Consider the following 19927-nt stretch of genomic DNA (forward strand, 5'->3'; position numbering starts at 1 on the left):
GAAATGGGCTGCGGCCCTTCCTGAAATGTGGCCGCTACAGACATTGATTTTGCACCAGTATTGGATGGTTTGACATCATTGGGCCACTATTTTCTGATTAGTGGCGTCAATTAACTGACCTGGCGTTATATATCGGCAGGTGCAGTAGAATCCTGAAGCCAATGTCAGTGCCGCCTGTCCAGGATCCTTCCATGTCAGCCTCAATCCCAGTGCTCATCCGCGAAACCTTCCCCGTCGGCCCTTTGCAGTGCAACTGCACCATCATCGGCGACCCGATCACGAAGAAAGCCATCGTCGTCGACCCGGGCGGCAACCCTGACCTGATCATGGCGCGCCTCGATGCCCATGGCCTGAAAGTCGTCAGCATCATCCATACCCACGCGCATCTCGATCACTTCCTCGCTTCCGGGCAGATGAAGGAGAAAACCGGTGCGACCCTGCATCTGCACAAGGAAGATCAATTCCTCTGGGACAACCTGGAAATGCAATGCCAGATGTTCGGTGTGCCCTACACCCCGGTGCCCTCGCCGGATCGCTGGTTGAGCGATGACGAAGAACTGGCCTGCGGTTGCGGCGTGGCACTGCATACGCCGGGCCATACACCCGGTTCCATGAGCTTTTGGTTTTCCGAGGCTAAGCTGTTGATAGCCGGCGACACGTTGTTTCGTCGCGGGGTAGGGCGCACGGATTTGTGGGGTGGCGATCAGGCGACCATCGTGCGTTCGATCAAGCAGCGGCTGTATACGCTGGATGAGGACGCAACGGTTGTCACCGGGCACGGTCCGGATACGCGTCTGGGTGATGAGATGCGCGAGAACCCGTTTGTGCGTGCCTGAATTTTTTGTCACGGGTGTGCGGCGGAATTTTTGCGCATTGTCATGATCCAACGCCCGCGCAGGTCCATTGATTGATCAGTGGCCGCTGCACCACAGAATGCAAAAAACCAGGAGCTCTCCATGTTCACCACGCGTCGTTTGATTATTGTCGCTACTGCCGTGGCCGTGCTGTCCGGCTGCGCCTCGCCCAATCCGTATGACAATCAGGGTCAGGCCGACGGTGGCTCGCAGGGCATGAGCAAAACCGCCAAATACGGTGGCCTCGGTGCGCTGGCCGGTGCACTTGCCGGTGCCGCCATCGGCCACGACAACCGTGGCAAGGGCGCCTTGATCGGCGCCGCCGTGGTCGGTGCTTCCGCAGCAGGCTACGGCTACTACGCCGACCAGCAGGAAAAGAAACTGCGCGCGAGCATGGCCAACACTGGCGTTGAAGTGCAGCGTCAGGGCGATCAGATCAAGCTGATCATGCCGGGCAACATCACCTTCGCCACCGATTCGGCGAACATCGCTTCCAGCTTCTATCAACCGCTGAACAACCTGGCCAACTCGCTAAAAGAGTTCAACCAGAACCAGATCGAAATCGTCGGCTACACCGACAGCACCGGCAGCCGCCAGCACAACATGGACCTGTCCCAACGTCGTGCACAGAGCGTGGCGACCTACCTGACCTCGCAAGGTGTCAGCGGTGCCAACCTGTCGGCCCGTGGCGCCGGCCCGGATAACCCGATTGCCAGTAACGGTGACGTCAACGGCCGCGCGCAGAATCGCCGGGTCGAGGTCAACCTGAAGGCAATTCCGGGTCAGCAGTATGGTGGTCAGCAGCAACAGCCGGGCACGGTACAGCAGTATCCGTAAGCGATTGCCTGATTGAAGAAATGCCCGGTCCTGTGATCGGGCATTTTTTTGTGTCATCTGTGCCGGCCCTTTCGCGAGCAGGCTCGCTCCCACATTTGAAATGCATTCCCCTTGTGGGAGCGAGCCTGCTCGCGAAAAGGCCGGCGAGGGCAGCGAAGATTGCAGATACAAAAAAGCCCCCGGACAACAGCATTGTCCGGGGGCTTTTTGTTGGGCGCGAAACCCGATTACTTCTTCAGACCATAATGCTCATCGAGCATGCCCGGCGAATTCGGGCTCTTCGGCGCGTAATCACGCGGTGGTTCCTGATCGCGCGGTGGCGTCAGGCGTTCGCGTGGTGCCTGCGCTGCGTCGGCGTGCAGGGCGGCGATCAGGCGCTGGCGGGTCTGCTCGTCCAGGGCCAGACGATTGGCGCCCTCGGCGAGGTGGTCCTGCACTTCCTGATAGCTCTGGGTCAGCTTCTTGACCAGCATCGCGGTGCTGTTGAAGTGGGTGACCACTTCGTTCTGATAACTGTCGAAACGCTCCTGGATATCATCCAGTTGACGCTGCGTGCGGCTCGGTGCGGCGTTCGGCGCAACGCGCGCGATCAGGAATCCAATGGCGACACCCACAACCAGGGCAAGAGTCGGTAACAACCAAACTAAGAGCGAGTGTTCCACGAGTCCTTCCTCTATAAACGGCTTTGCTTTACGTTAACGGCTCGAACCTGCGCTGTATACCGCGATTCACTCGCAATAGATTGGCACAGACAATTTGCTAGACGAGTCGACCCGATTCGAGGTCACGGAGTTCCTCCCTTGCTGATGCGTGAAACCCCTGTAGTGATTGACGGCCCGGTGGGTCAATTGGAAAGCCTTTACCTGGATAACGAGCAGCCGCGCGGCATCGCGCTGATCTGCCATCCGAACCCGGTGCAGGGCGGCACCATGCTCAACAAGGTCGTCTCGACCCTGCAGCGCACCGCGCGCGACGCAGGCCTGATCACCTTGCGTTTCAACTATCGCGGCGTCGGCGCCAGCCAGGGCACGCACGACATGGGCGCCGGTGAAGTCGATGATGCCCAGGCCGCCGCCGCATGGCTGCGCGAAAAACACCCGGACCTGCCGTTGACCCTGTTCGGGTTCTCCTTCGGCGGATTTGTTGCAGCAAGTCTCGGCGGCCGTCTCGAAGCCCAAGGCGTGCAGCTTGCACACCTGTTCATGGTTGCCCCGGCGGTGATGCGTCTGGGCGAGCAGGATCAACTGCCGCAGCACGGCGAGTTGACCGTGATCCAGCCGGAAACCGATGAAGTCATTGATCCGCAACTGGTCTACCAGTGGTCGGAACAACTCCAGCGCCCCCATGAGCTGCTGAAAGTGGCAGAATGCGGACACTTTTTTCACGGCAAGCTGACCGATCTCAAGGATCTGCTGCTGCCGCGTCTCTCGAATTGATTGCAGTCTGACAAGCGATTACCCATGACCAACCGTACCCGCATTCTCACCGGCATCACCACTACCGGCACGCCGCACCTGGGCAACTACGCCGGCGCGATTCGCCCGGCAATCCTCGCCAGCCGCGACAGCCAGGCCGATTCGTTCTATTTCCTGGCCGACTACCACGCCCTGATCAAATGCGATGACCCGCTGCGTATCCAGCGCTCGCGTCTGGAAATCGCCGCGACCTGGCTGGCCGGTGGCCTCGATGTCGATCGGGTGACCTTTTACCGCCAGTCCGACATCCCGGAAATACCCGAGCTGACCTGGCTGCTGACCTGCGTCGCCGCCAAGGGCCTGCTCAACCGCGCGCACGCCTACAAGGCGTCGGTGGACAAGAACGTTGAAACCGGTGAAGACCCGGATGCCGGCATCACCATGGGCCTCTACAGCTACCCGGTGCTGATGGCCGCGGACATCCTGATGTTCAACGCACACAAGGTGCCGGTCGGTCGCGATCAGATTCAGCACGTGGAAATGGCTCGCGATATCGGCCAGCGTTTCAACCATCTGTTCGGCCAGGGCAAAGAATTCTTCACCATGCCCGAAGCGCTGATCGAGGAAAGCGTGGCCACCTTGCCGGGCCTCGACGGTCGCAAGATGTCGAAGAGCTACGACAACACCATTCCGCTGTTCTCCAGCGCCAAGGAAATGAAGGACGCGATCTCGCGGATCGTCACCGACTCCAAGGCCCCGGGCGAAGCGAAAGATCCCGATAACTCGCACCTGTTCACTCTGTTCCAGGCCTTCGCCACCCCTGCACAGGCCGACGAGTTCCGCAGCGAGCTGCTCGGTGGTCTGGGCTGGGGTGAAGCGAAGAATCGCCTGTTCCAGTTGCTCGACAACGAGCTGGGCGAGGCGCGCGAGAAGTATCACCAGTTGATCGAGCGTCCTGCGGATCTGGAAGACATTCTGCAGATCGGTGCGAAGAAGGCTCGTGCGGTTGCGACGCCGTTCCTCAATGAATTGCGCGAAGCCGTTGGCCTGCGTTCTTTCGTCAATCAGGTACAGGTCGCCGCCACCACCAAAAAGAAAGCCGCGAAAGCCGCACGTTTCGTCAGCTTCCGCGAGGACGACGGCAGCTTCCGTTTCCGTCTGCTGGCGGCCGATGGCGAGCAATTGCTGCTGTCGCGCAACTTCGCCGACGGCAAAACTGCCGGCCAGGTGACCAAACAGTTGCAGTCCGGCGAGCCGCTGGACGTGCGTACTGAAGAATTGAGCTTCAGCGTCTGGCTTGCCGCTGAGTGCGTGGGCGACAGCCCGGCGTTTGCCGACATCGGTGCGCGGGACGCCGCCATCGAGGCGTTGCGCGTCGCACTGACTCCAGCTCAGGACTGATCGGCGGCACGACCCGACCAAGGGCCGATTGCCATTCCCACAGGCCGTCGCTACAGTGACGGCCCGTTTTTGTTGCCTTGCTAACGAATTATGACGCCCCTAGAACGATATCAAGCTGATCTGAAACGCCCGGACTTCTTCCATGACGCCGCGCAGGAAACTGCTGTGCGTCACTTGCAGCGTCTGTACGACGACTTGATCGCCGCTGACCAGAACAAGCCGGGTTTGCTCGGCAAGCTGTTTGGCAAAAAGGATCAGGCACCGGTCAAGGGCCTGTATTTCTGGGGCGGCGTCGGTCGCGGCAAGACTTATCTGGTCGACACCTTCTTCGAAGCGTTGCCGTTCAAGGAGAAGACCCGCACGCACTTCCACCGCTTCATGAAGCGTGTGCATGAAGAAATGAAAACCCTGGGCGGCGAGAAGAACCCGCTGACCATCATCGCCAAGCGCTTTGCGGCCGAGTCGCGGGTGATTTGCTTCGATGAATTCTTCGTCTCCGACATCACCGACGCGATGATCCTCGGCACGCTGATGGAAGAACTGTTCAAGAACGGCGTGACCCTGGTCGCGACGTCGAACATCGTTCCGGACGGCCTGTACAAGGATGGCCTGCAACGGGCGCGCTTCCTCCCGGCCATCGCGCTGATCAAGCAGAACACCGAGATCGTCAACGTCGACAGCGGCGTCGATTATCGTCTGCGTCACCTCGAGCAAGCCGAGCTGTTCCACTATCCGCTCGACGAAGCCGCGCACGAAAGCCTGCGCAAGAGCTTCAAGGCGCTGACGCCGGAGTGCACGGCGGCGGTGGAAAACGATGTGCTGATCATCGAGAACCGCGAAATCCGCGCTCTGCGCACCTGCGACGACGTGGCCTGGTTCGACTTCCGTGAACTGTGCGACGGCCCGCGCAGCCAGAACGACTACATCGAACTGGGCAAGATCTTCCACGCCGTGCTGCTCAGCGGCGTCGAGCAGATGAGCGTCACCACCGACGACATCGCCCGCCGCTTCATCAACATGGTCGACGAATTCTACGACCGCAACGTCAAACTGATCATTTCTGCTGAAGTCGAGCTGAAGGATCTGTACACCGGCGGACGCCTGACCTTCGAGTTCCAGCGCACGCTGAGCCGACTGCTGGAGATGCAGTCTCACGAATTCCTGTCGCGGGCGCACAAGCCTTAAACGGAGTTTCGGCAACGAAAAAGGGCCTGCGATTGCAGGCCTTTTTTATGCGCTGAAGTTTTTCCCTGTGGGAGCGAGCCTGCTCGCGAAAGCGCAGTAACTGATCGTTCCCATGCTCCGCGTGGGAATGCATCCCGTGACGCTCCGCGTCACTTGCGAGGCGGACGCAGAGCGTCCAGTGGCGGCATTCCCACGCAGAGCGTGGGAACGATCATCAGGCCGGATCAGGCAGCCTGCTGAAACTGCTGCCGATACTGATTCGGCGACAGCTCGGTATGCTGGCGGAACAGTCGCGCGAAGAAGCTCGCATCGTCGTAACCGACCTCATAACTGATGGTCTTGATGCTCTTGCGCGTGCCAGAAAGCAGGCCCTTGGCCGTCTCGATGCGCAGGCGCTGCAAGTAGTGCAGCGGTTTGTCGCCGGTGGCGGTCTGGAAGCGGCGCATGAAGTTGCGGATGCTCATGCCATGCTCGCGGGCGACGTCTTCGAAGCGGAACTTGTCGGCAAAGTGTTCTTCGAGCCACTGCTGGATCTGCAGGATGATCACGTCCTGATGCAGCTTTTGCCCACCAAAACCGATACGTCCCGGCGAATAGCTGCGCTGCACTTCGTAGAGAATGTCGCGGGCCACGGCTTGCGCCACGTTCGCGCCGCAGAAGCGTTCGATCAGATAGATGTAGAGATCGCAGGCCGAGGTCGTGCCGCCGGCGCAATAGAGATTGTCAGCGTCGGTCAGGTGCTTGTCCTGATTCAGATAGACCTTGGGGAAACGCTCGGCGAAGGCATTGAAGAAGCGCCAGTAGGTGGTCGCTTCCTTGCCGTTGAGCAGCCCGGCTTCGGCGAGCCAGAACACTCCGGTGGCTTCGCCGCATAACACCGCGCCGCGCGCATGCTGTTCGCGCAGCCACGGCAGGATTTGCGGGTAACGGCTGCACAGCGTGTCGAAATCGTCCCAGAACGCCGGGAGGATGATCACGTCGGCGTTTTCCAGGCCGCCGTCGACCGGCATCACTACGTCGCTGAAGCTTTTTACCGGTTTGCCATCCGGGCTGACCAGGCGAGTTTCAAACGCCGGTGTCAGGCCGTGGCCCAGTTGTTTGCCGTAACGCAGGCTGGCCACATGGAAAAAATCCTTGGCCTGCATGAGGGTGTAAGCGAAAACCCGGTCGATGGCCAGGATGCTGACGCGCCGCAAGGGCGGGGAGACGTGCTTAGACATAATTCAACTTTTGTTTTGTTTTTATAAGGGAAAGTGGTCACCAGACGGCTGGATCGTCTTATTTTTTGTCGGATGTGTCCAGTGTCCCGTAGCAGGAGTCGGGCTTAGTCTCTGAGAGCCGTATCCCTCCAACAACAAAGAAAGGTGCCGCATGATCCCCAGAACCCTGTTCAGCTCCGAGCACGAATTGTTCCGCGACAGCGTGCGAACTTTCCTCGAAAAAGAGGCCGTGCCGTATCACGCGCAGTGGGAGAAGCAGGGGCACATTGATCGCGCGCTGTGGAACAAGGCGGGGGAGGCGGGGATGCTCTGTTCGCATCTGCCGGAAGAGTACGGCGGGCTCGGCGCGGATTTCCTCTACAGCACCGTGGTCATCGAGGAAGTCGGGCGTCTGGGGCTGACCGGTATCGGTTTCTCGCTGCACTCGGACATCGTCGCACCGTACATCCTGCATTACGGCAGCGAGGCGCTGAAACACAAATACCTGCCGAAACTGGTGTCGGGGGAAATGGTCACGGCGATTGCCATGACCGAGCCTGGCGCCGGTTCCGACCTGCAAGGGGTGAAAACCACGGCGGTGCTCGACGGTGACGAATATGTGATCAACGGTTCGAAAACCTTTATCACCAACGGTTTTCTGGCTGACCTGGTGATCGTGGTGGCCAAGACCGACCCCAAGGCTGGGGCCAAAGGCACCAGCCTGTTTCTGGTGGAGGCGAATACGCCGGGCTTCGAGAAGGGCAAGCGCCTGGAGAAGGTCGGCATGAAGGCGCAGGACACCTCGGAACTGTTCTTCCAGGACGTGCGCGTGCCGAAGGAAAACCTTCTCGGCCAGGCGGGTGCCGGGTTTGCCTATCTGATGCAGGAGTTGCCGCAGGAACGTCTGACCGTGGCTATCGGCGGCCTGGCCTCGGCCGAGGCAGCGCTGCAATGGACGCTGGATTACACCCGCGATCGCAAGGCGTTCGGCAAGGCGATTGCCGATTTTCAGAACACCCGCTTCAAACTGGCCGAGATGGCTACCGAGATCCAGATCGGCCGGGTCTTCGTCGATCGCTGCCTGGAGCTGCACCTGCAAGGCAAACTCGATGTGCCGACGGCGGCGATGGCCAAATACTGGGGCACTGACCTGCAATGCAAAGTGCTCGACGAGTGCGTGCAACTGCATGGCGGCTACGGCTTCATGTGGGAATACCCGGTGGCCCGGGCGTGGGCGGATGCGCGGGTGCAGCGGATTTATGCCGGCACCAATGAAATCATGAAGGAGATTATTGCGCGGTCGCTTTGATGATCGTTCCCACGCGCAGCAAAGGAATGCCGCCGGGGACGCTCCGCGTTCCGCTGTTGAGGTAATCCGACTGGCCCCTTCGCGAGCAGGCTCGCTCCCACAGGCACAGTATTCCACTGTGGAAGCGAGCCTGCTCGCGAAGCTTTTGGCGGTCAGTTATGGCGCGGGATTCGGATGATCCCTGTGAATCGCCTCGATCCCGGCCAGCACTTCATCGGACAGTTTCAGATCAAAACTGGCAATGTTGCTGTCCAGCTGCTCCAGCGTCGTTGCGCCGATGATGTTGCTGGTCACGAACGGTTGCTGGGTCACGAAGGCCAGGGCCATTTGCGCCGGGTCCAGACCGTGTTCACGGGCCAGGGCTACGTAACGGCTGCACGCCGCCTCCGATTGCGGGTTGAAATAGCGGCTGAAGCGGCTGTAGAGGCTCAGACGGCCTTTCGGTGGTCGGGCGCCGCCTTCGTACTTGCCGGAGAGGAAGCCGAACGCCAGTGGCGAGTAGGCGAGCAGGCCGCACTGTTCGCGAATGGCGATCTCGGCCAGGCCGACTTCGAAGCTGCGGTTGAGCAGGTTGTACGGGTTCTGGATCGATACCGCACGCGGCCAGCCACGGGCTTCGGCCAGAGCCAGAAAGCGCATCGTGCCCCACGGCGTCTCGTTGGACAGACCGATGTGGCGGATCTTGCCGGCCTTCACCTGTTCGTCGAGGGCTTCGAGGGTGTCTTCCAGTGGCGTCAGATTCGCTTCGATCTTGTGCTTGTAGCCCAGCTGTCCGAAAAAGTTGGCGCTGCGTTCCGGCCAGTGCAATTGATACAGATCGATGTAATCGGTCTGCAGGCGCTTGAGGCTGCCGTCCAGTGCTTCGGTGATGTGCTGGCGGTTGTGGCGCAGGTTCTTGTCGCGGATGTAGTCGATGGTGTTGCCGGGGCCGGCGATCTTGCTGGCGAGGATCCAGTCGGAACGATCACCGCGACTCTTGAAGTAATTGCCGATGTAGCGCTCGGTGGTGGCGTAGGTTTCGGCTTTTGGCGGCACCGGATACATTTCGGCGGTGTCGAGGAAATTGATCCCCGCCTCTTTGGCCCGTTCAATCTGGGCGAAGGCTTCAGCCTCAGTGTTTTGCTCGCCCCAGGTCATGGTGCCGAGGCAGATTGCACTCACGTTCAGGTCGGTACGGCCTAGCTGGCGATAGTCCATCGGGTGCTCCTTGGGCAAAACAATCATAAAAGCAGGTTGAAAAATTTTTCGCAATCTGCATAATTGCCGACCTCTTTCTGCAGTGGAAGTGATGCGCCGCCGCCGAAGAATCTTGCCGTTGAACGGACGCGCCGACCCGAGCCCCCGAAAGCGTCTGTATCCGGCTGCCTTTGACTTGTCAAAGTACGCACTATTCAGTAAGATCCGCCGTCTTATTTACAGGCGGCCCCTGAGGCTATAAAGAATGAAAACTTTTACTGCTAAACCGGAAACAGTAAAGCGCGACTGGTTTGTCGTCGACGCTGCTGGTCAGACCCTGGGTCGTCTGGCCACCGAAATCGCGAGCCGTCTGCGTGGCAAGCACAAGCCTGAGTACACTCCTCACGTTGACACCGGCGACTACATCGTCGTCATCAACGCCGAGCAGATCCGTGTTACCGGCGCTAAAACCACTGACAAAATGTACTACTCCCACTCCGGTTTCCCGGGCGGCATCAAGTCGATCAACTTTGAAAAGCTGATCGCCAAAGCCCCTGAGCGCGTGATCGAGACCGCGGTTAAAGGCATGCTGCCTAAAAACCCACTGGGTCGCGACATGTACCGTAAGCTGAAAGTCTATGCGGGCGCTGCACACCCTCATACTGCTCAGCAGCCCCAAGAACTGAAGATTTAACGGAATAGTTCATTATGTCGGCGACTCAAAATTACGGCACTGGCCGTCGCAAGACCGCAACCGCACGCGTTTTCCTGCGTCCGGGTACTGGTAACATCTCCATCAACAACCGTTCGCTGGATAACTTCTTCGGCCGCGAAACTGCCCGCATGGTAGTTCGTCAGCCGCTGGAGCTGACCGAGACTGTCGAGAAGTTCGACATCTACGTCACCGTGATCGGCGGTGGTGTAAGTGGTCAGGCTGGCGCAATCCGCCACGGCATCACTCGCGCTCTGATGGACTACGACGAAACCCTGCGTAGCGCTCTGCGCAAAGCTGGCTTCGTTACCCGCGACGCCCGTGAAGTTGAACGTAAGAAAGTTGGTCTGCGTAAAGCGCGTAAGCGTCCGCAGTACTCGAAGCGTTAATTCCGCTTCCACGTTCAAAAAAGAACGCCCGCCTCCTCACGGAAGCGGGCGTTTTTTTATGCCTGCGATTTATCAAAGAATTGCGTTGTGACAACTTGCCACAGCCGTAGACCCCCTATACTCCAAGGCTTAAGGGGCTGAGCCCCGGGGAATTAACCTTGTCAGAATTGGGGGTTTTCATTACCATTCGGGCAAAATTTTTATAAGTAACATTTGATTTATTTAGTAGACGCCTGATTTAACAGGCCAAAAAAGCTGATGGGAGAGGACTGAATGAGCAATGACGGCGTGAATGCAGGCCGGCGTCGCTTCCTGGTGGCAGCCACATCCGTGGTGGGTGCTGCAGGAGCGGTGGGGGCTGCGGTCCCGTTCGTGGGGTCGTGGTTTCCCAGTGCCAAGGCGAAAGCTGCCGGTGCACCGGTGAAAGTGAATGTCAGCAAAATCGAGCCAGGCCAGCAGATGATTGCTGAATGGCGCGGCCAGCCGGTGTTCATTGTCCGCCGTACCGAGGAAATCCTGGGGAATCTCAAGAAGATCGAGGGTCAGCTCTCCGATCCGACCTCCAAAAACTCCACGCAACCCACTTATGTCGACCCTGAAGTACGCTCGATCAAGCCGGAAATTCTCCTGCTGATCGGGATCTGTACGCACCTGGGTTGCTCACCGACCTTCCGTCCCGAAGTGGCACCTGCGGATCTGGGCAAGGACTGGGTAGGCGGCTATTTCTGCCCGTGCCACGGTTCCCACTACGATCTGGCTGGCCGCGTCTACAAGTCGCAACCTGCGCCTTTGAACCTGCCAGTTCCCCCGCATTCCTATGAGACCGATGACCTGATTGTCATTGGCGTCGATACGGAGAAAGCGTGATGAGCAAGTTCATGGATTGGGTTGATGCGCGCTTTCCCGCGACCAAAATGTGGGAAGACCATCTCAGCAAATATTACGCACCAAAAAACTTCAACTTCTTCTATTTCTTCGGCTCGCTGGCGCTGCTGGTGCTGGTCAACCAGATCGTCACCGGCGTCTGGCTGACGATGAGCTATACGCCGTCGGCAGAAGAAGCCTTTGCTTCCGTTGAATACATCATGCGCGACGTCGAGTACGGTTCGATCCTGCGTCTGCTGCACTCGACCGGCGCCTCGGCGTTTTTCATCGTCGTCTATCTGCACATGTTCCGCGGTCTGCTCTACGGCTCGTACCAGAAACCGCGCGAGCTGGTCTGGGTGTTCGGCATGCTGATCTACCTGGCACTGATGGCCGAAGCGTTCATGGGCTATCTGCTGCCGTGGGGCCAGATGTCCTACTGGGGTGCTCAGGTGATCATCTCGCTGTTCGGCGCGATTCCGCTGATCGGCGATGACCTGACCCAGTGGATTCGTGGTGACTACCTGATCTCCGGAATCACCCTGAACCGCTTCTTCGCCTTGCACGTGGTCGCGTTGCCGATCGTGATTCTCGGTCTGGTGGTCTTGCACATTCTGGCGCTGCACGAAGTCGGTTCGAACAACCCTGATGGCGTGGATATCAAGAAGCACAAAGACGAAAACGGCATCCCGCTGGATGGCATTGCGTTCCACCCGTACTACACGGTGAAGGACATTGTCGGCGTTGTGGTGTTCCTGTTCATCTTCTGCTTCATTGTGTTCTTCTTCCCGGAAATGGGCGGCTACTTCCTCGAAAAACCGAACTTCGAGCCGGCCAACCCGTTCAAGACGCCTGAGCACATTGCCCCGGTCTGGTACTTCACTCCGTTCTACGCAATCCTGCGTGCGGTGCCGGACAAACTCCTGGGCGTTATCGCCATGGGTGCGGCGATTGCGGTGCTGTTCGTGCTGCCATGGCTGGATCGCAGCCCGGTGAGATCGATGCGCTACAAGGGCTGGCTGAGCAAAATCTGGCTGGTGGTGTTCTGCATCTCCTTCGTGATTCTCGGCATCCTTGGCGTTCTGGCGCCGACGCCGGGGCGCACGTTGCTGTCGCAGGTCTGCACCTTCCTGTATTTCGCCTACTTCATTCTGATGCCGTTCTACACCCGGCTCGAGAAGACCAAACCGGTTCCGGAAAGGGTGACTGGCTGATGAAAAAGTTATTTCTTGCTCTGATTTTTGCTGCGCTGCCTTCCCTGGTTTTTGCTGCCGAGGGTCATGGTCCGGAACTGGAAAGTGTCGATATCGACGTCTCCGACAAAGCCGCCCTGCAGGATGGTGCGCGGACCTTTGCCAACTATTGCATGGGTTGCCACAGTGCCAAGTTCCAGCGTTACGAGCGCGTCGCCGATGACCTCGGCATCCCGCACGAGTTGATGCTGGAGAAGCTGGTGTTCACCGGTGCCAAGATTGGCGACCACATGAACATCGGCATGCAGCCGGCCGACGCCAAGACCTGGTTCGGCGCAGCGCCGCCGGACCTGACGCTGGTAGCGCGAGTACGCGGCACCGACTGGCTCTACGGTTACCTGAAGTCGTTCTATGAAGATCCGGCGCGTCCATGGGGCGTGAACAACAAGGTCTTCCCGAACGTCGGCATGCCTAACGTGCTGGTCGGCCTGCAAGGTCGTCAGGTCGTCGGCTGCAAACAGGTGCAGATCGTCGAGGACGGCAAGAAGCAATACGATCCGCTGACCGGCACGCCGCTGACCCATGAAGCGTGCGATCAGTTGACCATCGTGCCGAAGTCCGGTGCTCTGAACGAAGAGCAGTTCGATGAGAAGGTCAAGAATCTGGTAACCTTCCTGGCTTACTCGGCTAACCCGGTTAAGCTGCAACATCAGCGCATCGGTACTTATGTCTTGCTGTACCTGGCGTTCTTCTTTGTGTTCGCCTACCTGCTCAAGCGTGAATACTGGAAAGACGTGCACTGATACGCTTCAAGCATTGCTGTTAATCGCGCGCGCCCAAGGGCGCCTCCGCTAAAGCAGGATCTGCTCAGTCAGACTCTGCGGGAGGTGCCCTCTGGGCGCGCGCGTTTTTCCGGTTCCGACAAATTCAACAAGCGAGGAGGATCGCCATGGGCGTGACCAATCGGTTGGCCTGTTACTCCGACCCCGCCGACCACTATTCCCACCGAGTGCGCATCGTGCTTGCAGAGAAGGGTGTCAGCGCCGAAATCATTTACGTGGAAGCGGGCCGACAGCCGCCTAAACTGATTGAGGTGAACCCTTACGGCAGTCTGCCGACGCTGGTCGATCGTGACCTGGCGTTGTGGGAGTCGACCGTGGTGATGGAGTATCTGGATGAGCGTTACCCGCACCCGCCGCTGATGCCGGTTTATCCGGTGGCGCGGGCCAACAGCCGTCTGCTGATCCACAGGATTCAGCGTGACTGGTGCGGGCTGGTGGATCTGATTCTGGATCCCAAGAGCAAAGAGGCCGCACGGGTCGTGGCGCGCAAGGAATTGCGCGAAAGCCTGACCGGCGTTTCGCCGCTGTTCGCCGACAAGCCGTTCTTCCTCAGTGAGGAACAAAGTCTGGTGGATTGCTGCCTATTACCCATACTCTGGCGTTTGCCGATTCTGGGTATTGAACTGCCGCGGCCGGCCAAGCCGCTGCTTGATTATATGGAGCGCCAGTTTGCGCGTGAGGCTTTCCAGGCGAGTCTGTCTGGTGTCGAACGCGATATGCGCTAAGGCTTAAGGAGCCGCTATGAACTCCAGTCGACCTTATCTGGTCCGCGCGCTCTACGAGTGGATTGTGGATAACGATTGCACCCCGCACATGCTTGTCAACTCCGAGTACCCGGCGGTGCAGGTGCCACAGGGTTTTGCCAGTGACGGCCAGATCGTCCTGAACATCTCGCCGAGTGCCGTGCGTCATCTGCACATGGATAACGACGTGGTGACGTTCGAAGGCCGCTTCGGCGGTGTTCCGCACAGTCTCTACGTGCCGATCAGCGCGATCCTGGGCATTTATGCGCGGGAGAACGGCCAGGGCATGGTGTTTGACCTCGAGTTGCCGATGGACGACGAGGAAGACATCGATCCGGATGACGACTCGCCGCCACCGGGCAGCGAGCCGCCACGCCCGAGTGGCCGGCCAAGTTTGAAGGTTGTGAAATAAAAAAAGGCGATCCGGATGGATCGCCTTTTTTGTGTCTGCCTTTTACGGTCAGTCGATGTATTCGAACAGCTTCACGATCTTCTGCACACCGGACACACCCTGAACCAGATTGGTTGCCTGAGTGGCTTCCTGTTTGGTCAGCAGGCCCAGCAGATAGACGATGCCGTTCTCGGTCACGACCTTGATACGCGAGCCCGGGATGCTGGCGTCGGTGAGCATCTGGGTCTTGATCTTGGTGGTCAGCCACGCGTCGTTCTGGCGCGCGAGCAGGGAGGAGGGTTGCAGCACTTGCAGCTCGTTGTGCACTTTCTTCACGCGCTGGACGTTGGCGGCGGCCTGTTCGGCTTTGGCCTTGAGGTCTTCGCGCGGAGTCTGGCCGGCGAGCAGGACGACGCCGTTGAAGCTGGTGATGACGATGTGCGAGTCGTTGTCCAGTGCCGGATCGGCCTTGGCGATGTTCACGCCTGCTTTGGTTTCGATCAGCGAGTCGTCGATCTTGCTGCCGAAGGTGCGCGTGCCACGGTCGTCTTCGATCGGCGCTTCACGGCTGGCGTTCACCACCGAGGTGCAGCCGCTGATGCCGAGGCACAGGGTCAAGGCCAGAAGGCCAAGGCGATTAGGGGTCATTCTTCACTCCCGAACAGTTGGCTGTCGATCAGATCGCAGAGGCAATGGATCGCCAGCAAGTGGACTTCCTGAATACGTGCAGTGACGTTGGCCGGTACGCGAATCTCGACGTCCTCGGGCAACAGCAGCGACGCCATGCCGCCGCCATCGCGTCCGGTCAAAGCTACGACAATCATTTCGCGATCATGTGCGGCCTGGATCGCTTGAATAATGTTCGCCGAGTTGCCGCTGGTCGAAATCGCCAGCAACACATCGCCCGGCTGGCCGAGCGCGCGGATCTGCTTGGAGAACACTTCGTTGTAGCTGTAATCGTTGGCGATCGAAGTGATCGTCGAAGTGTCCGTGGTCAGCGCAATCGCCGGCAGGCTCGGACGCTCGCGCTCGAAGCGGTTGAGCAGCTCCGAAGAAAAATGCTGGGCATCGCCGGCCGAGCCACCGTTGCCGCACGAGAGCATTTTGCCTTCGTTGAGCAGGGCGTTGACCATGATCTGGCTGGCTTGCTCGATGTGCGGTGCAAGTACGTCCATCGCCTGTTGCTTGGTGTCGATACTGGCCTGGAAAAGCTGGCGAATTCGGGATTGCATGTCCATCTGTGTGACCTTAAGTGGCGCGGCTGTTCGGCACGTGAATGTGCAGCCGGCAAAGCAAAGAGCAAAATGTGTCGGACGAAAACAGGGCAGGGTGCAGGCGATCAACTGTCGAAAGCATTCTGCAACCAGTTCAGCTGATTCGGGTGGCTGTCGATCGCCACCACATCGAAGCGGCAGGGGGAATTGGCCCAACGCGACTCGCGCTGAAGAAAATACTGTGCTGCAAAGATCAGTTTCTGCTGCTTGCGCTCGTCGATACTGGCGAGCGCGCCACCCCATTGAGTGTTTTTTCTGTAGCGAACTTCAACGAATACTACTGTATCGCCATCAAGCATGACCAGATCAAGCTCGCCGCGTTTGCATAACCAGTTCTGCGCCAACAGGCGCAGACCTTGTTGTTGCAGATGTTCGAGCGCTTGGCGCTCGGCATCCTTGCCGCTTTGCGAGCGTGACCTGTCGGACATCAGCGCGGAGTGTCCGGCAGACGCTGCACCTGACCGCTGACGAACTGTGCCCATGGCAGCTGGCGCACTACGCGTTGGGTCTGGGTCATGCCGAGGCTGCCCGACTGACCTTCGATGCGGCTGTCCGGCAGGGCCTTGAGTTGGCCAAGGCGCGGTGCCAGGCGATAGGCGTCGGCGCCCATGGCGTACAGGCGACCGAGGCTGCCATTGGCTTGCGGCCATTGCGCAGCTACTTGCTGGCGCAGCGGATCGCTGGTTTCCAGCAGCCATGGGGTTTCGCAGAAGCGAATGCCGTTCATGTCGTTGTACTGATTGACGTCGCCGCTGGCGCTGTACACATGGGAGGTCGCGTAGACGGGAACGTCACCGGCGTACTGGAAGTTCAGGGTCGGCTTGATCTGCTGGGCCTGTTGCGGCGTGGCGGCCAAGAAGATGAATTCGATGTCCTGACGACGCGAAGGCTGCGCGGCGACATTGGTGCCGGCAACATTCTGCAGGCTCTTGGCTCGAGCTTCGCTCTGACGCAGCTGGAACATGTCGGCGATCTGCTGGGCCAGTTGCACCGGCTGATCGACACGTTCGGTGGCAACGATGCTGCCGCCATTGGCTTGCCAGTCCTGGCTGAAGGCGCGCAGGACTCGATCGCCCCATTCGCCCTTCGGCACCATGATCGCGGCGCGATGCAGGCCGTCGGCACGAGCGCGACGGGAAACTTCGCGAGCTTCGTCTTCAGCAGCGAGACCGAACTGGAACAGTTGCGCCGGGCCTTGCTCGCCTTCGCTGTAGTTCAGCGCCAGGGTGGTGATCGGCAGTTGCGGGCGAGTGCTCAGTTGCTTGACCAGTGTTTTTTCCAGTGGGCCGACTACCAGTTGCACGCCGTCAGCCTGGGCCTTGCGATAGAACTCGTCCATCGAGGTCAGCTTCGAGCTGTCGTAGAACTCGATGGCAGGTGGGTTCTGGCCGGCCTGTTGCGCCTGATAATGCGCGGCCATGAAGCCTTCACGCAGCGCTTTGCCGACCGATGCCAACTGGCCGTCCTGTGGCAGCAGCAGGGCGATTTTGCTCAGGGGCTGGCTGGCCAGTTCCTTGAGTTTGGTCAATGGCAGCGGCAGGTTGACAGCCGCCGGGTGCTTTGGATTCTGCGCACGCCAGTTGTCGATTGCGGCTTGTTGCTGTTCCAGCGTGCCTGCGGTTTTCACCGCTTGCGCCAGAGCCATCCAACCGCCGAGATCGTCGGTGTTGTTCGGTTGCAATTGATCGGTTGGCAGCGACGCGATCAGGGTCCAGATCGCTTCGTGGTTCTTGCTCGCCGCTTCGCCTTCCAGCATCGGTGCAATGAACACACGCTCACGGGCAGCGGCCAGTGTCTGGCCATCGGCTTCAAGGGCGCGGGCGTGAACAGTGCCGGTACGCACTTGCTGCTCTTCCGGCATTTCCCCGAGCTTCTGGAAGCTCGGATGACTCAGGGCGGTCAGCGCAGCTTTCGGCTGATTGCGCGTCATGGCCAGTTCGGCGGACAGCGTATTGGCGAAAATCTGCTGGCCTGGCTTGAGTTGCTCCACCGGCACTTGTTGCAGGATTTGCGCGGACTGGCCGGCATTGCCTTGGCGGTAAGCCTGGTCCGCCGCGCTCAGGCGCAGCAGCGCGGCTTGTTCCGGGGTTTTAGCCTGGGCAGCCTGTTCGAGCAGTTGCTCGATGCTGGCGTCCGGAGTCCGTGGAAGTTCGCCAAGGCTGGAGGAAGGGGAGCTGGCACACGCGGCCAACAAGGCAGCGAGGCAGAGGGCAGTGAACAGCCGCAGGCAAGCGATCATGTAAGTGTTCCTGATACTCGATCAAATTAGCGTGGAATTGTACCCAAGCACTGGCCGGGGCGCGATGTTACTGGCGTGAATCGGTCAATTTAGCTGGAGTAAATGTTGCGGCAGCGCACAACCGGGCGAAAAACCGCGCTCGGCCGGAGCGCATCGCAAACCTCATGACGCGCTACAATGGCCGCTTTTACCGATCACGAGGTGTGCGCTTTGACTGCTCCAGGTCCTTTGAATTCCGCTGCTGGCTCGCTTTATGTGGTGGCGACGCCCATCGGCAACCTGGACGACATCAGCGCCCGGGCCTTGAAAATCCTCCGTGAAGTGGCCCTGATTGCAGCGGAAGACACGCGGCATTCGGCGCGCCTGATGCAGCACTTCGGCATCGGCACGCCCTTGGCCGCATGTCACGAACACAACGAGCGGGATGAGGGTAGCCGCTTTATTACCCGGTTGCTGGCGGGCGACAACGTCGCGCTGATCTCTGATGCCGGCACGCCGCTTATCTCCGATCCGGGTTATCACCTGGTGCGTCAGGCCCGTGCGGCCGGCATCAACGTGGTGCCGGTGCCGGGTGCCTGCGCGTTGATCGCAGCGCTGTCGGCGGCGGGCTTGCCGTCCGACCGTTTTATCTTCGAAGGCTTTCTGCCGGCCAAGTCGGTCGGACGCAAGGCGCGTCTGGAAGCGGTTAAAGAAGAGCCGCGCACATTGATTTTCTATGAAGCGCCGCATCGCATTCTCGAATGCCTGCAGGATATGGAAGCAGTGTTTGGCGGCGAGCGTCAGGCTCTGCTGGCGCGGGAAATCACCAAAACCTTCGAAACCCTCAAAGGCCTGCCGCTCAGCGAACTGCGTGCGTTCGTCGAGTCCGACAGCAATCAGCAGCGCGGCGAGTGCGTAGTGCTGGTGGCCGGCTGGACCGCGCCGGAGTCGGAGGACGCGGTCAGCAGCGAAGCCATGCGCATCCTCGATCTGCTTCTTGAGGAAATGCCGCTCAAGCGCGCCGCCGCACTGGCAGCGCAAATCACCGGCGAGCGCAAAAACGTGCTGTATCAGGTGGCGCTGGATAAACAGAAAGGCGTGTAAGCCTTCGCCCATGGCGTTCTTGAGGGTTTTAGCGCTTGTTCTTCCGGCGCTCTGCCGTTAACCTTCGCGGCGGAGAGTCGATCGGACAGTCGCTGCCCTCTATGAAAATTAGGGGGGGAGGAAAGTCCGGGCTCCATAGGGCGAAGTGCCAGGTAATGCCTGGGAGGCGTGAGCCTACGGAAAGTGCCACAGAAAATAACCGCCTAAGCGCGCAAGCGCCGGTAAGGGTGAAAAGGTGCGGTAAGAGCGCACCGCACGTCTGGCAACAGTTCGTGGCTAGGTAAACCCCACTTGGAGCAAGACCAAATAGGGTCCCAAGGCGTGGCCCGCGCTGGGACCGGGTAGGTTGCTAAAGATGTCCAGTGATGGCCATCGTAGACGAATGACTGTTCAAGACAGAACCCGGCTTACAGATCGACTCTCCACCTTTTTCTTCCCTGCTTGAAACAATGAAGACGCGGCTGTGTAATATCAGCTGGCCTGGTCTGAAATTCCGGCAGCGGCAAATGCGGTAATAGCCTTTTCCCACCCTGCTTCAATCAACAGCCGAAGCGCCTTTGTAATACCGAAAAAATCTTACTCTTAACAAACTACTTTAACTTTCGAGCGCAGCTTTCAGTGCTGCATCAAGTTATTGACCAAAACTTCACGTCAGATTCTCGTTGAGCCTCCTTTTACGTCGCTAAATCTCCGTTCTGTAAGGCTTTTCCTTTAATCCGCGCCTTGACGGTGTGGTGGGCGCATTCCTATAGTGTGCGCAAGTGGCGGAAAGTGGCATGAAGTGGGTTTTTTGAGCTCAAAACGATAAAAATTGGAGAAAC

General features: G+C 59.2%; 21 protein-coding genes and 1 other RNA gene. 15 read left to right on the plus strand and 7 right to left on the minus strand.

Annotated elements, in window-relative coordinates:
- The first annotated feature begins 191 nt into the window (after positions 1-191).
- A complete protein-coding gene (locus tag AB4N47_RS01495) occupies positions 192-836 on the plus strand; it encodes an MBL fold metallo-hydrolase (RefSeq protein WP_129997658.1) in 645 nt (214 codons plus the stop codon).
- Between the two features lie 120 nt (positions 837-956).
- The gene (locus AB4N47_RS01500) at positions 957-1691 is read left to right on the plus strand and encodes an OmpA family protein (RefSeq protein WP_016773250.1); all 735 of its coding nucleotides are present in this window, start codon (positions 957-959) and stop codon (positions 1689-1691) included.
- A gap of 227 nt (positions 1692-1918) precedes the next feature.
- Here AB4N47_RS01500 and AB4N47_RS01505 read toward each other — a convergent pair whose 3' ends face one another.
- Positions 1919-2353 (minus strand): Z-ring associated ZapG family protein, encoded by a 435-nt coding sequence (locus AB4N47_RS01505; RefSeq protein ID WP_016773251.1) that lies wholly within the window; start codon positions 2351-2353, stop codon positions 1919-1921.
- 144 nt (positions 2354-2497) lie between these two features.
- Between AB4N47_RS01505 and AB4N47_RS01510 the strand changes: the two genes are divergently transcribed.
- The 3 genes from AB4N47_RS01510 to zapE all read left to right on the plus strand — a co-directional run bounded on the left by AB4N47_RS01510 (position 2498) and on the right by zapE (position 5692).
- On the plus strand, positions 2498-3127 hold the full coding sequence (locus AB4N47_RS01510) for an alpha/beta hydrolase (protein ID WP_341639452.1): 630 nt from the start codon (positions 2498-2500) through the stop codon (positions 3125-3127).
- A 24-nt stretch (positions 3128-3151) separates the two neighbouring features.
- A complete protein-coding gene (locus AB4N47_RS01515; RefSeq protein ID WP_341639446.1) occupies positions 3152-4507 on the plus strand; it encodes a tryptophan--tRNA ligase in 1356 nt (451 codons plus the stop codon).
- A 90-nt stretch (positions 4508-4597) separates the two neighbouring features.
- Positions 4598-5692 (plus strand): cell division protein ZapE, encoded by a 1095-nt coding sequence (zapE, locus tag AB4N47_RS01520; RefSeq protein WP_016773254.1) that lies wholly within the window; start codon positions 4598-4600, stop codon positions 5690-5692.
- Between the two features lie 224 nt (positions 5693-5916).
- Here zapE and AB4N47_RS01525 read toward each other — a convergent pair whose 3' ends face one another.
- The gene (locus tag AB4N47_RS01525) at positions 5917-6813 is read right to left on the minus strand and encodes a GlxA family transcriptional regulator (protein WP_162999820.1); all 897 of its coding nucleotides are present in this window, start codon (positions 6811-6813) and stop codon (positions 5917-5919) included.
- A gap of 250 nt (positions 6814-7063) precedes the next feature.
- Between AB4N47_RS01525 and AB4N47_RS01530 the strand changes: the two genes are divergently transcribed.
- Entirely contained in the window at positions 7064-8200 is a 1137-nt protein-coding gene (locus tag AB4N47_RS01530) for an acyl-CoA dehydrogenase family protein (RefSeq protein ID WP_024014254.1), read from the plus strand.
- A 156-nt stretch (positions 8201-8356) separates the two neighbouring features.
- Here the strand turns inward: AB4N47_RS01530 and AB4N47_RS01535 are convergent, their stop codons facing one another.
- Positions 8357-9397: an NADP(H)-dependent aldo-keto reductase gene (locus tag AB4N47_RS01535; protein WP_341639447.1), complete on the minus strand. Its 1041-nt coding sequence runs from the start codon at positions 9395-9397 to the stop codon at positions 8357-8359.
- Positions 9398-9641: 244 nt separating this feature from the next.
- On the opposite strand from AB4N47_RS01535, the gene rplM reads away from it, so the two are divergent.
- From rplM to AB4N47_RS01570, 7 genes are all read left to right on the plus strand, one after another.
- Positions 9642-10070: a 50S ribosomal protein L13 gene (gene rplM, locus AB4N47_RS01540; RefSeq protein ID WP_003228062.1), complete on the plus strand. Its 429-nt coding sequence runs from the start codon at positions 9642-9644 to the stop codon at positions 10068-10070.
- Between the two features lie 14 nt (positions 10071-10084).
- Positions 10085-10477 (plus strand): 30S ribosomal protein S9, encoded by a 393-nt coding sequence (gene rpsI / locus AB4N47_RS01545; protein WP_003228056.1) that lies wholly within the window; start codon positions 10085-10087, stop codon positions 10475-10477.
- A gap of 273 nt (positions 10478-10750) precedes the next feature.
- Positions 10751-11344: a ubiquinol-cytochrome c reductase iron-sulfur subunit gene (gene petA / locus AB4N47_RS01550; protein WP_007917031.1), complete on the plus strand. Its 594-nt coding sequence runs from the start codon at positions 10751-10753 to the stop codon at positions 11342-11344.
- Positions 11344-12555 carry a cytochrome b gene (locus AB4N47_RS01555; RefSeq protein WP_024014252.1) on the plus strand — a complete coding sequence of 404 codons (1212 nt, stop codon included), beginning with the start codon at positions 11344-11346 and terminating at the stop codon, positions 12553-12555. Before petA ends, AB4N47_RS01555 begins: the two co-directional genes overlap by 1 nt.
- Positions 12555-13337 (plus strand): cytochrome c1, encoded by a 783-nt coding sequence (locus AB4N47_RS01560; RefSeq protein ID WP_024014251.1) that lies wholly within the window; start codon positions 12555-12557, stop codon positions 13335-13337. The genes AB4N47_RS01555 and AB4N47_RS01560 overlap by 1 nt, the downstream gene beginning before the upstream one ends.
- Positions 13338-13483: 146 nt before the next feature.
- Positions 13484-14101, plus strand: a complete 618-nt coding sequence (locus AB4N47_RS01565; RefSeq protein ID WP_007961620.1) for a glutathione S-transferase N-terminal domain-containing protein — start codon at positions 13484-13486, stop codon at positions 14099-14101.
- A 16-nt stretch (positions 14102-14117) separates the two neighbouring features.
- Positions 14118-14531: a ClpXP protease specificity-enhancing factor gene (locus tag AB4N47_RS01570; RefSeq protein WP_016773263.1), complete on the plus strand. Its 414-nt coding sequence runs from the start codon at positions 14118-14120 to the stop codon at positions 14529-14531.
- Between the two features lie 48 nt (positions 14532-14579).
- Here the strand turns inward: AB4N47_RS01570 and AB4N47_RS01575 are convergent, their stop codons facing one another.
- The 4 genes from AB4N47_RS01575 to AB4N47_RS01590 all read right to left on the minus strand — a co-directional run bounded on the left by AB4N47_RS01575 (position 14580) and on the right by AB4N47_RS01590 (position 18023).
- Positions 14580-15158, minus strand: coding sequence for a BON domain-containing protein (locus tag AB4N47_RS01575; protein ID WP_024014250.1), 579 nt, complete (start codon positions 15156-15158; stop codon positions 14580-14582).
- Positions 15155-15748, minus strand: a complete 594-nt coding sequence (locus tag AB4N47_RS01580) for a phosphoheptose isomerase (protein ID WP_008082788.1) — start codon at positions 15746-15748, stop codon at positions 15155-15157. Before AB4N47_RS01580 ends, AB4N47_RS01575 begins: the two co-directional genes overlap by 4 nt.
- Positions 15749-15849: 101 nt before the next feature.
- Positions 15850-16212: a YraN family protein gene (locus AB4N47_RS01585; RefSeq protein WP_341639448.1), complete on the minus strand. Its 363-nt coding sequence runs from the start codon at positions 16210-16212 to the stop codon at positions 15850-15852.
- The gene (locus AB4N47_RS01590) at positions 16212-18023 is read right to left on the minus strand and encodes a penicillin-binding protein activator (RefSeq protein WP_341639449.1); all 1812 of its coding nucleotides are present in this window, start codon (positions 18021-18023) and stop codon (positions 16212-16214) included. The genes AB4N47_RS01585 and AB4N47_RS01590 overlap by 1 nt, the downstream gene beginning before the upstream one ends.
- A gap of 177 nt (positions 18024-18200) precedes the next feature.
- Between AB4N47_RS01590 and rsmI the strand changes: the two genes are divergently transcribed.
- Together rsmI and rnpB are read left to right on the plus strand one after the other, a co-directional pair.
- Positions 18201-19106 carry a 16S rRNA (cytidine(1402)-2'-O)-methyltransferase gene (gene rsmI / locus AB4N47_RS01595; protein WP_016773267.1) on the plus strand — a complete coding sequence of 302 codons (906 nt, stop codon included), beginning with the start codon at positions 18201-18203 and terminating at the stop codon, positions 19104-19106.
- A gap of 73 nt (positions 19107-19179) precedes the next feature.
- Positions 19180-19532, plus strand: an RNA gene (gene rnpB / locus AB4N47_RS01600) — RNase P RNA component class A.
- Positions 19533-19927 lie beyond the last annotated feature (395 nt).

The sequence above is a fragment of the Pseudomonas sp. S3_G06 genome, assembly GCF_054667565.1.